The sequence below is a fragment of the Candidatus Zixiibacteriota bacterium genome (genome assembly GCA_026397505.1).
In the GTDB taxonomy this organism is placed as follows: Bacteria; Zixibacteria; MSB-5A5; order GN15; family PGXB01; genus JAPLUR01.
The window spans coordinates 1-13,188 of the sequence record JAPLUR010000123.1 but is presented as its reverse complement, the minus strand read 5'-3'; the positions used below and the strand labels follow the sequence as shown (position 1 = coordinate 13,188).

15 protein-coding genes are annotated in these 13,188 nt (G+C 47.2%); 7 read left to right on the top strand and 8 right to left on the bottom strand.

Features of this window, described 5'->3' with window-relative positions:
• Positions 1-3 precede the first annotated feature (3 nt).
• The 6 genes from NT002_12875 (at position 4) to NT002_12850 (ending at position 5,536) form a co-directional block, all read left to right on the top strand.
• Entirely contained in the window at positions 4-1,191 is a 1,188-nt protein-coding gene (locus NT002_12875; protein MCX6830151.1) for a DNA recombination protein RmuC, read from the top strand.
• Between the two features lie 4 nt (positions 1,192-1,195).
• Entirely contained in the window at positions 1,196-2,299 is a 1,104-nt protein-coding gene (locus NT002_12870; GenBank protein MCX6830150.1) for a M24 family metallopeptidase, read from the top strand.
• The gene (locus tag NT002_12865; protein ID MCX6830149.1) at positions 2,296-3,150 is read left to right on the top strand and encodes an HmuY family protein; all 855 of its coding nucleotides are present in this window, start codon (positions 2,296-2,298) and stop codon (positions 3,148-3,150) included. The genes NT002_12870 and NT002_12865 overlap by 4 nt, the downstream gene beginning before the upstream one ends.
• Positions 3,151-3,362: 212 nt before the next feature.
• The gene (locus NT002_12860; protein MCX6830148.1) at positions 3,363-3,608 is read left to right on the top strand and encodes a CDGSH iron-sulfur domain-containing protein; all 246 of its coding nucleotides are present in this window, start codon (positions 3,363-3,365) and stop codon (positions 3,606-3,608) included.
• Between the two features lie 44 nt (positions 3,609-3,652).
• On the top strand, positions 3,653-4,246 hold the full coding sequence (locus tag NT002_12855; GenBank protein MCX6830147.1) for a YceI family protein: 594 nt from the start codon (positions 3,653-3,655) through the stop codon (positions 4,244-4,246).
• A 207-nt stretch (positions 4,247-4,453) separates the two neighbouring features.
• Positions 4,454-5,536 carry a protein DA1 gene (locus NT002_12850; protein MCX6830146.1) on the top strand — a complete coding sequence of 361 codons (1,083 nt, stop codon included), beginning with the start codon at positions 4,454-4,456 and terminating at the stop codon, positions 5,534-5,536.
• Between the two features lie 458 nt (positions 5,537-5,994).
• Here the strand turns inward: NT002_12850 and NT002_12845 are convergent, their stop codons facing one another.
• Entirely contained in the window at positions 5,995-6,192 is a 198-nt protein-coding gene (locus tag NT002_12845; GenBank protein MCX6830145.1) for a hypothetical protein, read from the bottom strand.
• A 191-nt stretch (positions 6,193-6,383) separates the two neighbouring features.
• Here NT002_12845 and NT002_12840 point away from each other — a divergent pair, with 191 nt between their 5' ends.
• Positions 6,384-7,136 carry a hypothetical protein gene (locus tag NT002_12840; protein ID MCX6830144.1) on the top strand — a complete coding sequence of 251 codons (753 nt, stop codon included), beginning with the start codon at positions 6,384-6,386 and terminating at the stop codon, positions 7,134-7,136.
• A 91-nt stretch (positions 7,137-7,227) separates the two neighbouring features.
• Here the strand turns inward: NT002_12840 and NT002_12835 are convergent, their stop codons facing one another.
• The 7 genes from NT002_12835 to NT002_12805 form a co-directional block, all read right to left on the bottom strand.
• Positions 7,228-7,728, bottom strand: a complete 501-nt coding sequence (locus tag NT002_12835; GenBank protein MCX6830143.1) for a hypothetical protein — start codon at positions 7,726-7,728, stop codon at positions 7,228-7,230.
• A 33-nt stretch (positions 7,729-7,761) separates the two neighbouring features.
• Positions 7,762-9,138 (bottom strand): hypothetical protein, encoded by a 1,377-nt coding sequence (locus NT002_12830; protein ID MCX6830142.1) that lies wholly within the window; start codon positions 9,136-9,138, stop codon positions 7,762-7,764.
• Between the two features lie 424 nt (positions 9,139-9,562).
• Positions 9,563-10,525 (bottom strand): DUF4097 family beta strand repeat-containing protein, encoded by a 963-nt coding sequence (locus NT002_12825; GenBank protein ID MCX6830141.1) that lies wholly within the window; start codon positions 10,523-10,525, stop codon positions 9,563-9,565.
• 215 nt (positions 10,526-10,740) lie between these two features.
• Positions 10,741-11,490, bottom strand: a complete 750-nt coding sequence (locus NT002_12820) for a CPBP family intramembrane metalloprotease (protein ID MCX6830140.1) — start codon at positions 11,488-11,490, stop codon at positions 10,741-10,743.
• Between the two features lie 93 nt (positions 11,491-11,583).
• Entirely contained in the window at positions 11,584-12,057 is a 474-nt protein-coding gene (locus NT002_12815) for a hypothetical protein (GenBank protein ID MCX6830139.1), read from the bottom strand.
• Positions 12,058-12,206: 149 nt separating this feature from the next.
• On the bottom strand, positions 12,207-12,866 hold the full coding sequence (locus NT002_12810) for a hypothetical protein (GenBank protein MCX6830138.1): 660 nt from the start codon (positions 12,864-12,866) through the stop codon (positions 12,207-12,209).
• A gap of 59 nt (positions 12,867-12,925) precedes the next feature.
• The coding region (locus NT002_12805; protein MCX6830137.1) for a hypothetical protein at positions 12,926-13,188 on the bottom strand (263 nt) is incomplete at its 5' end.

Genomic DNA, 13,188 nt, shown 5'->3' with positions numbered 1-13,188 from the left:
GGAATGAGTATTTTTATCGCTGTTGCCGTTATGGTTATTGTCATCCCTGTCACTGTATATGTTGTGGTTAGAATTTTCTCCCGTCGCATAGAAAGTGATGTCCTGGTCAAGATTCAGGATTCGTTCAGCAGAGCCTCTCTGGAAGCTCTCTCGCAGAATACCGACCAGTTCCTGAAGCTGGCCAAGGAACGTCTTTCGAAGGAAACTCAGACCAATACTCAGGAGCTGGCGGCCAAGAAAGAGCTGATTGACAGTACCCTTCAGCAGATGAAAGCCGAAATGGAAAAAGTGGGGAATCTTATAGCGGCTTTTGAAAAAGACCGGGATCAAAAATTCGGCGCCCTCAGTAAGGGACTTCAAACCAATTCCGAGCAGACAGCCCGGCTTCAGGAAGTAACCGGCAAATTGAATACCATCCTCTCCGATTCACGGCAGCGTGGGCTCTGGGGCCAGCGGATTGCCGACGACATACTGCGAATGGTAGGAATGGAGGAAGGAATCAACTACATTTCACAGAAAACCCTGTCATCCTCCTCCGGCCGCCCCGATTTCACATTCATCCTGTCCAACAATAAGATAATCAACATGGATGTAAAATTCCCACTCGATAATTTTAAAAGGTATCTCGAGGAGACCAACGAAGGGGTGCGTCAGGGCTACAAGAATCAATTCTTCAAAGATGCTCGCAACATGATCAAGCAGGTGACCTCCCGGGATTATATTAATACCGATGCCAACACTCTCGATTTTGCGATTGTCTTCATTCCTCTGGAGCAGGCCTATGCGTTTATCATGGAGAACGATTCCACTTTTATGGATGATGCGCTGAAGTCGCGGGTGATACTCTGTTCCCCCTGGACGCTCTATGCCATGCTGGCCATAATACGGCAATCAATCGACAACTTCAACCTAGAGCGTTCCGCGCATAAGATACTGGAACTGATGAACAGTTTCTATAAGCAGTGGGACAGCTACCTGAAAGGTATGGAGAAGATGGGCAAGAAAATCGAGGAGTTGCAGAGCGAATACTTGGCTCTGGTCACCACCCGCCGCAATCAGCTGGAAAAGCCGCTGCAACAGATTGAGCAGCTTGCACGGCAGAGAGAGCTTTCGGAGCGCGAGCTTTCCGGCCCAACTCCGAATGGGACGGCAGATTCCTTCAAAAATAACCACTCCAATAATGGAATGTAAAATTATGGATTTGGTAAAAGCCAAAATAGAGCAGGCCATCGAGATTCTTGATGAACTGGATATTGATTTGTGGATCATATTCTGCCGCGAATCGGACATGATGGCCGACCCGACCCTGCCGCTGGTGGTAGGCCATAATATTGTCTGGCAGTCGGCCTTTTTCTTCACCCGCAAGGGGGAAACGATATATGTTCAGGACTGCGGCAAGGAAATTCAGAAAATCATAAAGAAAATCAATCCCCGAAGTATCGCGCTCAATTTCTCGCGTGACAATGATGCCGCCGATGGTATCACACACGGGATGTTTCTTCTGCTGAGTGAATATTTGAAAGGGACTATCTACCCCAAACGATTTGTCTCGTCGGAAGAATTTATGTCGCTTCTCCGCGGCAGGAAGACCAAAGAGGAAATCAACCTGATATCATCGGCAGCCTTTCTGGCCGCCGACTGCTGGAATAAATCATTGAAGGAGATTAAGGCCGGGATGACCGAAAAGGAGATTGCCGGAATCATTGATACCAATATTGCCAAATTGGGCGCGGTCAACTCCTTCGAGACGATTGTCAACGCCGGGGCTAAGACCAGTCCCGGACATGGCCACCCCACCGAGGCGATTTTGGAACCGGGAGATCTGCTCCATATAGATTTCGGCGCCAGACTGGAGGGATATTGCTCTGACATTCAAAGGCTGGCCTATGTGAGAAAGAAAAACGAGATGACTCCGCCCGCGAAATTGGGGGCGGCTTTTAATAAAGTTCGCGACGTAATTGACGCGACATCCCTGCTCTACAGGCCGGGCGCCAAAGGCTACCGGATTGATGCGGTGGCCAGGAAGATGCTTAAAGAGAACGGTTACGTGGAATATCAGCACGCACTGGGGCATCAGATCGGACGGTCGGTTCATGATGGCGCCGCCATCATCGGTCCCAGATGGAAAAGATACGGTGACACCCCGATGATTCCACTGGAAGAAGGGAATGTTTTTACGGTGGAGCTGGGAATAGAACTGGCGGGGATCGGGTATGTCGGTCTGGAGGAGGATCTGGCGGTTACCAGAGAGGGGGGCAAGTTTCTCTGCCCGCGACAGACCGAATTGATCGTTCTATGAAAAGAATCCTGTCCCTGCTTATACTTGCTGCTCTTTTTTTGCAGTGTGCCCCTCCGGCCGAGAAGGGTAAAGTCCGGGAAGAGGAAAAACAGATTACAATTAGTATCCCCTGCAGTCCTACGGGGCTGGCTATCAAACCCGGCAATAAAAAACTCTTGCTCAAATGGTTTACAAATTGCGCCGAGACGGTCCTGCTCTCAGGGTATAATATCTATCTCTTGCGCGAGCCGCTGGAAAAAAAATACTTCTATGTCAATCCGCCGTCGGATATAGGACCATTCAATGCAACTCCCTATCCCGGCGATACCGACCCGAATGACAGTTTCGAGACCATGGAAATCGACGGCCTTGAAAACGGGGTGGAATATTTTGTCTCGGTGAGGTCGGTGTTTCCCGATGGAAATGTTTCTGCCTCGTCCAATGAAGTAGGCGTTATTTGCCGCCCTGAAGGAGAATTCGTGCTGGCCTTTCGGTATGCCAATCTTAACGATGGTTTTTCTTTCGCCCGAGGAATTTCGGCCAGGGCCGATGCGAGCGCCAATGATATCTACTTCTTCGATAAGGACGGCTATGACTTTATCGCCTCTCCCGACCGTTTGAATGGTTTTTTGCGCAAATCGGGAATTTTCTCTCTGGGGAAAACTAAAGATATATATCAGTACCCGCAATTTCAGATCGATGTTGAACCAGTGGAAAAAATGCCTGTCAGAACCGGTGAAAGCTACCTGATCAAAACAGCCGACGGCAATTATGCCAAAATCCGAATTGAAAATATTTCCGGCGAAAATAAGAACCGGAAGCTGAAGATCAGATATATCTATCAGAATATAAGAAATCTGATCAGATTCTGACCCATCACTTTCGTTTTTTACTTGACTCCCATCTTGCCCGGTGGTTGTTTTATTCTGCCGGGCAGAGAATGCTTTCGTCTGGGCATCGGCCGCGTGACAGAAAAATCCACCGACCTTCTACCCAATGGGAACATCGCCCGAGAATCGTTGGTTTAAAGCAATGAATTCATTAATCCTTTGGAGTAGATTGCCTTAATGAAGGAGATAGAATAGTGAGTGAGCCCAAGATTGCTGCCCGTATCCCGATTCCTTTGGAATTAGAACATGGTACCTATTACTGGTGCCGTTGCGGTCATTCAAAGAACCAGCCTTTTTGTGACGGCTCTCACAAGCAGTTACCCGGATTTACGCCGCTCGAATTCAAAATCGCCGAGAAGAAGAAAAGGTCCTATTGCCAGTGTAAGCGAAGCGGCAACGCCCCTTACTGTGATGGAACACATAAGGCTTTGCCGGAGTAAAATCAAGAAGTAAATCAATTTTTATTTATATGATGAAGGAGGAAATGATGTTTTCCAGAAAGGTTTTAATCACATCGGCGGTTTTTTTTATAATGGCTGCGACGGCCATGGCCGCCGACACCTATAAAATTGATCCCGTGCATTCGTATATCGGTTTTGCTGTCAGGCATTTGGTAATCAGTAATGTCAAAGGTAATTTTACCGATTTCTCGGGAACGATAATTTATGATTCTGTCGACCTGGCCAAGTCGTCGGTCGATGTCACTATTAAGGCGGCCGGCATAAATACCGACAATCCCGACCGCGACAAGCACTTGAAAGGCACGGATTTCTTCGACGTTGAGAAATTTCCCAATATCACTTTCAAAAGCGACCGCATTGAAAAGAAGGGCGAAAGATTCGTGGCGATAGGCAAGCTGATTATGCACGGGGTAACGAAGGAAGTTTCGATTACATTTGATTTTCTGGGAACCGTCAAGGATCCCTGGGGAAATTTTCGCATAGGAATCGAGGGCTCGACATCAGTAAACCGTCGGGATTATGGTATCTCCTGGAATAAGGCTCTGGATAGCGGCGGCTTGGTGGTGGGAGACGAAGTAAAAATCGACCTGAGTGTGGAAGCGGTCAAGCAGCAATAAAACTGTCTCCAGTTGATCGAATAGCATTCCGGCGTCCCATTAAGGTGCGCCGGAGAATGCTTTATTTTTGACAAAAAGACCCACTATCGAAAATCATCCGGACAATTATTCTTGGAATTGATCGCTTCACCTTATATAATTAGCTGTATAAATATTAGTATAATCTGGAAGAATTTTTATTTGCGACTGAGGAGTTGTGTGGCGGCAATGCGATGTCGCGAAGCATTAGTTGCGGCTTTTCTGATAGCCATATCCTGTTGCGGAGCTTTCGCCTCCGACCAGATACGTTGTGCCTATTGCCGAAAGGATATAACCGAGGGATCATACCTCACGATAGACGGCAAATATTATCATCCTGAGCACTTCCTCTGTGCCGGATGCGGCAACCCGATTGGACAAGCGGCATATTTTGTAGAAAACGGTCAGTATTATGACAGTGTCTGCCATGTCGAACTCTTTGCCCCTCTGTGCGCTTACTGTGGCAAGCCAATCGACGGGATTTACGTCACCTATGAGAATGCGAGATATCATGATACATGTTATCGCGAACATGTGGCTCTTCGTTGCAGTCTCTGCGGAGAATTGATTCAGGGAGAATATATTATCGACGATTGGGGCAACAGCTATCATAAATTCCATCAGGGGACTGCTCCCCAGTGTGATTACTGTCTCCGGTTTATTTCCGATTCCCTTTCCATGGGGGGTACGACTTATCCTGACGGCCGCAGGATATGCGGTATTTGCCTGCAATATGCTGTCATGGACGAGTCGGCGGCGAAAGAAATCATGTCACAGATTAAAGCGGTTTTATGGGATAAAGGGATCGAGATTGAAGAGGAAAATATCCCGTTGCTTCTGGTGGATAAAGACAAAATGGCCAAAATTAATGGCCTGAACAAGACTGATGTCACCGGTTATACTTTCTATGAGCGGTCGACCGGCACTCGAATACCAGTGACCACTCGAAAATATAAAATCTATATGCTCGCCGGATTGCCAAGGAGCGTCTATATTCAGGGGATCGCGCATGAGTTGATGCATGTTTGGCTGTATCGAAATGCATCATTGGAAATGGATGACACTTTGCGGGAGGGAAGCTGCAATTATGCCTCCTATCTTGTCCTTCAGCGATATGAGGGGAAAGAAATGGAATACCTGATAAGAAATATGATAAAGGATCCTGACAGAATATATGGTGAGGGTTTCCGCCGGGTAAAGGCCTGGGTCGAGCAGAAAAGTGTTTCCGAATGGCTTGATTATCTTAAACATAACAATCTAATGCCTCAATAACGAATCAACTTTCCCTCTCAAATCTCGCATTGAATAAAAAAGCCTGACGCCTCTCATGAAGCTGTCAGGCCGGTAGAACTGTTGGGATTTACTCAGTGTACCCCAACACGATATCTGTCGAGGTAGCGACTAAGTAACAGTCACCTCACTATGGTATGTTATCAAGACCGGACCACCTCCTTTCTAGCTTATCAATAATATCGGCAGGAAGGCCCCCGGAAACAAGAAAAAAATGCAGATTCTCGCAATCGTGGATATGAATTTGGTACGATTCTAATATTATTCCGCAACAGATTACAATTACCGATGATACTTCTCAAATGCGCGGAATCCGATGCGTGCCAAACGGCAAACCGCAATTATATTAAATATGAAAATCCTCTGTTTTTGATGGTTCCCGGCATCGATGTAAAAGTGGGTCCCGTGGTTCTTAAATTATGAAGACGACATCAATAGTTTCACGGGCGCCTGCCGCCCAAGAGACGGGCCGGCAGGAATATGAGGACCTTCAGCAGCGCCAGCAGACCCCCGACCGTAATGCCGACCAGCCTGAATGGCAGGAGTATCAGCCATACAAAAGGATAAATCACCAGCGCCATAAGAGCCAGCGGCCAGCAAAGCACAAGGAGAATGCACCAGAGGAGAAATTTGATCATTGGTTTCGACCTTCCTTCAATCTATCTTTTCTCTTAATGAAATCAGGAGACCATGTTTCTTCAAATTTTACCGACGCGATTACATTGAAATGGCATCCGGTTTAAACGCGACCCTCATCAAACCGACCATTGACGCCCCTTTATAGTATTCATATATTCAATTAATGTCAACTGAAAACCGGAGAGAAACGATGTCTTATTCAAGAAGGTGGATGCTCTTCATAGGCCTGTTGGGATTGTTCGCATCATTGGGCTGTTCCGGCGATAAAGATACAAATCCCACCGGCCCGGTAAATTCGATACCCAAAGAACCATTAATCGTGATTTTGAATGCTCCGGACCGGGCCATGATGCTTTCGGGCAATAATTATGCCGGCCAGGCCTCGGAACTAATTGGCGTATCCAAATCGTTCAAAGATCTTTTTGCCCCCCCACCCGGATCGGGGAAGATTTCGACCGCCGCGCTTGCCGGGGACGATTCCTCGGTTTACGTCTGGACGGTTGACCAGTTGACCATCAAATTGATTCGCAAAACGACCTCCGATGCCTATAGCTGGGAAGTAATATACGATGGCAGTAAGGCCGGAATACAATATTTTAATTGGACCATCATCAGAGCCGAGCAGATGAAAGACGGAAGTTCCGGCTGGATGGAGCTGCACCGAGAGAACACGACTCAAATTGACCGCTGCTGGGAATGGAGTTCCGACACTCATCGCAATGTGACAGTTAACATGACCTGGGTTGAAGGGCAAAATAATATCAGAGTATCAATGGCTGCCAATTCCAATGGAACCGGACTTCTGGAATATTATGAAAATGGAACTATCCTGCGGAAAGTCTCCTGGGCGGCCGCGGGAGCCTCGGCCTCAGGGATGTGGTACATATATAACAACGGCCAGCTTTCCGCCTCCGGTACATGGATGTATTCGAGCGGTGGCTGAGCAAAAGCTGCGGGTTCGTCTATTCCGGCGCTATTCAATATGGCGGCGGAAGATATTGAGATGAGACTTATGAGACACTTTGATCCCGGCTTTAAATGGCCTTTCGACTGCTCCAGGGCTTAAACACGGAGACAAACAGGGCAAAAACCAGGGTTGTCACCTGCACACTTCCCCAGAGCGTATTCATATGCTTATAGTGATCATATATCGGGTTGGACAGTGCGCCAAGGCCGTGAGCCTCTGATACAGGCGGCATGCCGTTCATCCAATGGCCGAGCCAGAAAGTACCGAAAATGATCCCCCCGATATTTATCACCCATTTGACTGTGATCCAATTGTGCTTGAAGAATCCCCAATTAGTAAAGAGAGAGTAAAGCAGTCCGGTCAATAAACTTCCCAGAGCGCCCGGAATAATGATAAAATCGTCAATGAATTTCATGGAACGGTCAATGCCATATAGCTCTCCGCCGGTAGTGGCATGCATTGCCAACTGCATAAGCGTCAGTGTCAATCCACCGCTCACCCACAGGCAAGCGAAAGTGACATGAAACCCCTTGAGCCATCTTTTTCCCTTGACACCGATCTCTTTCATCAATTAATCCTTATCTATCCAATGGTGCCGGTATTATTTATTGCCGGACGACGACATATCAATTAAGGGGGTCGCCCCATAATGTATTAAGTCAACACCCCGTGTCCGGAGATTATACTCTCGAATCCCGGGGAGGTAATAAAGATCATATCCCTGATTTCGGAATTTCGGCAGGGAATTGCTGTCAAGAAAATACTTATATTCAGTTAGTCCCGACCCCTTCGCAGTGAAACCGGCCTCAATGAGAGGTAGATACCAACCGGCAACCACCACCGATTTTTGTGTAAAGCGATTCGCGCGATCATTTACCTGTTTGGCCATGGACATCTGTTTTAGTCTCCCCTCATGGTCGCGCAAAATAGGCCCGGGGCCGATTCCGGATTTCCCGAAGTCAATAAAGGGAGACAGCAACAATGCTACGCAGAAGAACAGAAATATTCTGCGGTACAGAAAGCGAGCTATCAGGAAGAATAGGAAAGGTAGCGGGGTTATCAGGTACCCCGATTCGTGCGGTAATAAGAAGAACGCCAGGGAATAAATCACAATTGTCAGAATCCAGGCGACAGAGTCTTTTTGAGAAATGGGCTCCGCGATGGCGGTATTTCCGTGTCTTTTATTCCACGTCCATAAACCTGCCGCCAGAGCCAGAATCAGTGCCGTTGCTCCAACCATTCCCCATACCCCCTCCCCCGCAGTAGTTATAATATTCTGAAGTGACGGGTAACTCCCGGCATAGAATGTGAGAAATTTCAATCCATATTTTAAAATCACAGGCAGAAAACAGAGACCGCCAACCAAGAGAGCAGTCAATACAAACCGCAGCAGGGTGCGCCGGTAATTGCGCCCATCGGCCCCGTGCCAGAGCATAACCGCGCCCGGGATCAACATGGCCGCCGAGATTATCCGGCTGCCGATCGCAAGGCCAAGCAATATACCTGCAAGGATCGGCAGTTTCCGTAGAAGACAATATACCGATGCCATGACAAATGCCAGAGCCCAAACATAATCTATGGCGCTGGTGCTGTTGATATAAATCACCGGGACAAATGCCAGTGCAAGCCCGGCAGGAAAATAATCTTTGCCCCCATAGTGCCTAAAACAGAGCATAAAGAAGAGAATGCCGGCCGCGCACATCAGGGCGGAAAGACCGTTCAGAACCTGCGGCCCTGCGTTCCAAATAAGGGAATAGACCAGCTCCTGTAAGGGATACCCGGGGAAACGCGAGGCCGCATATTCGCCGCTGACAGCAATGTTCCTGGCGGTATTGGCGACCCGCCAGGCATCCGCGTCGCCACCATATCCAGCGGACAGAAAAGGGAATCGCGTTATCAGAACAACTATTAATGCTAAAAAGAGTAGAATCAACGGCCGGTTCAGCCACCGCATCTTTTTGTATTTATCAACCGGCATTAGATTCTGTTCCCCTCTTAGAATGTCATTGGACCGCAAATATGAAACCGTGAAGCGTCATTACCGGTTTCCAATTGTGAGGATACTTCTCAGCCCAATAATAGCCTGATTGCGCGGACAGGGGAAGATGGGTCGGAATGGCAATCCCCATAAGGAGAATAATAAGCAGGGATGCCCGGAAATGAATATATGATGCAAGTAATCTATGAATTCTCAAGGAATCGGCACTCCTTTAAGGAGTGATAGATTAAATATTATTATCACCTGCCTAATCTAATTCTCCGCCTGATTTTGTCAAGGCTGATTGTGACTTAAGAATGGGATGGGCATCGGCAAGAAAAAAAGCGAGAGCCTTCTATCGAGGGCTCCCGCCATGTGCGCATTTCTGGATGCGGATGAGGCGACTTTATATGGACACCGGAAACTATTCCTCGAGGATGGCTACTCCCGAGGCGGTTCCGATAAATATCTCCGGGGAATCGGCCCCTTTCGTGCAGGATTTGGTTACATATTCCTCTCCATTGCGATGGAATTCCTCTTCCCTGTCGAATTTGAACGGGGCTTTTATCCGCCCATGATTAACCTGGGCGGTAAATTCAAAATAACCGGAGATAGGATTTCCGTTATAGTTGAGGACAGCCTTTCCGGAAGCCGAGGATATATTCAACTCCGCCGACGGACTCGCGGCCAGTTTCACCTCGACATCGCCGGAAGCGGCGCCGAAAGAGCACCTTTGGGTGACCTTGATATCGGTTCCGAATATCGAGCCGCTGGCGCTCCCGACTTTGAGGCGCCCCTCCATCTCACGTACCTCGATATCCCCTGAAGCGGTCGCCAGTTTGACATTCCCGCTCAGCCGGGAAGCGACGATGTTGCCACTCGCCAGACTGACACTTATTTGCCCGGAGCAATTGCTAATATCCACCGAGCCGCTGGCCGTGGCAATATCCAATTCTCCTTTGCCGTTGGAGATCAGGATATCACCCGAGGCAGTACTAACGGAGATATCGTTGTTCAGTCCCGAGACTTCGAGATCCCCGGAAGCGGAGGAGAAACTGATGTCGGTTTTTTCGGGGACAATTATGGTCCAGGTGGCGCTTCCGCTGTTGGAGCCATGAATGATCTCCTCAACGACCAACCTGTTCCCCTTCTCGGAAAATTCCGGCTCAAACGAGTCCTCGGGATCATAGGAGGCGCTGACGGCGACCTCAATTTTGTCGGTCAGTCCTTTTTTCACGATGCAGTCACCGCTGACGGTTTTGATTTCGACCAGAGATTTTGCCTCAAAGGTCTTTTCTATATTGAAGTGGTCATGGGCGGAAGTTGCCACGGAAATAAAGGCAAAGGCGCAGAGAGCGCAGAAGGCTGCTTTAATTGGATTTCTCATTTTTCTCCTCCTCAATGAATTTTCCACTCATTCGATAGAATGATAATTATTCTGAACCATTATTTTGTAATACGTGGCATTCAGGGAGAAGTTTCTTTCGGATAATTGTATGATGGTCTTATATATATGAAAACGTCGATACTGTAATAATTACGACTGCTAAGACTATTCGTCAGGAGAGGTGCCTGAAGGAGCGGTGAAAAGATGAAATATCGTTATGGCATTTTGGGGGGATGGCCGGTTATCAGAAATGTCAGAACAGCGTATATTATTCCCCCGAAGATGCCTCCGAAATTGCCAAGGAAGTGAATAATAACGGCCGGTAAGAGACTTTGAGAACGCGCCCGTACATGGCCGGCCAGAAGACCGAGAAAAAAAGTAAAGAAAATTATGATAATAATAGTTGCTATATCGGCCCCGGAGAAAGCCACTACGATATGCATGGAGCCGAACATTAAGGCGCTGATCAAAGTCGGGAGATTTATGGTTCCGAATGGCACTTTGATATTTTTGTCATTGTAAGGCGCGAGATGCCCTTGTATTAAACCGCGGGTGAAGACCTCCTCACAGATGCTGGCGACAAACCAGGTATAGAATATGATCTGCGGGATGGAAAGCTGTTTGGTCAGGGGCAAACCACCGGCGCCGGAAAAAGCGATGGTCAGGGTGGAGATAATGCCGAGCGCCAGGGCGGCGAGTCCTGCCGGCATCCAGTGTTTCGCCATGAATTCTCTGGGCCATCGGAAACCATATTCGGCGAATTTCCCCTTGCTGAAAACGGCGATTAAAAGAAGCGAGAGCACAAGAAGGGATAATTGAATCGTGAGGACTTTGTGTATCCCGAGCGGGATCCTGGCAAGCAGATTGGCAGCAATGAAAATAGCAACGCCAATGGGTATTATTATTAGAGATCGTGTAGGGTTTGCTGAAGTTATTATCTTTTCGTTTTGCTTGTTATCATTCATAAATGAATCTGCGTTTAGGGTTTTCTGATTATGATGTCGAAACCACGGGGGTTTCGACAATTTTTATTTATGTCATAATGATATTGTCAGAAGCTACTTTGGAATGAGAGTCAATCCCCTGGCTACCCAACGATACTCACTTCTAACATAAGAACCAGAACGATTTCTCCTTATGACTGCTTGATGAGGTGTAAGGCACTCCACAACAGGCTGAGGATCGCCGTTCCCTTTAAAATTAATTATCTCGAATGACGGTACTTCGGCAAATGGGACCTCAAACTCAACTACGGCCGGTCCATTCTGTAATATGGAAAAGTCGCCCTTCTGGATACCAACCTCCTGTTCCCCAAATGATATGCCGGGATAACGATATTTTCTAATCTTTGAAGCAACATTTTGCTCAAATTTGGTATTTGGAACAAAAAGTACATATATGGAAACGGCAAGCGAAATGCCAAATAGAAAGATCATGATCCAAAAATCCTGCGGCCCTTTTAAAGTCACGTACAGACCTCCCATGGATGCGGCACCAGCGAAAAGACTAAATATTGTAATGAATTTGGTCATAGCGTTACCTCATTTATCTAAGAGTCTTCATAAGACCGGATAGGTCACCCATTAAGTCCATTCGATCTATTCAATCCCGGCATCCAATTTCATCCACCAAATTGATCCACTACAGTCCATTGTGCTCTCTTGAAGTATAGAACCATTAATTACTGCTTTAGATATTTCAGAAACCGGCGACCGTAGTCTGTCAGCCCGGAACGCAAATCTTCAGCTCCGTGCGGCGTCAGCATCATATTGGGATCAGCCAGCATGGCCAGACGCAAATCCTTCAACTGGGAAAGTAGTTCAACAATCTTTTCTCTGGGTATATTGGGCAGTCTTCTTTGCAAAGTCTGGCCGATGGAACCTGTAATGCCCGGTGGATTTGGGTCTGGCGTCTGTATAATCACTTTCATCAACGCTATATGTGCATCCTGGAGTTGTTCTAATATATGGATAAATCGCCTTTGTTCATCGTAAGACTCACCCGGCGATTTAATTGCCTCCTCTAAAAAGGATCTGAAAATCTGTCTTTTCTGCTCATTACGTTCTTCAGCTACTTTATGCAAAGTGGTCTCTAATAGCTCCTCGAATTCGTCAGTTTTAACATACTCCTCAGTGACAGTCGATTTGAATTCTTTCAGATCACTTGCCAAACCAAGCAAAAATTCCCTGATTCGAGCTAATTTGCGTTTTGTAAGTGCACCACTAATGATATTGCTGACAGGGCCACCGATGTAAGGCACTGCACTTGAAATGAACGAAATAATTTCTAGAGCCTCATCACCTGATTCTTCTGCCGGTATGATTTGATCATTATTAACCATTTCTTAATCCCTTATCGTGTCTTATAGGTCGTAGACGCTGGCGGTTCCGACGCTTTTCTTCATTTTGTTACTGTAATACTCCCGCCATCCACGTAATAATAAGAGCCGTAATCGCGGCCATCAATATAGACGGTAATATCGCCTTTTTCATAACCATCGAAATAAGCTGAGCCGTCTGAATCGGTATATTCCTCGGATGACATGCCGCGGGTCAATCCTTTAAATGACAGTCTTACCCGCACACCCTTCAAACCCTTTTGATCATCGTTGACCACGCGAACTTCAAATGATGCCATCGTAACCTCCTTTTTTAAAAACATCC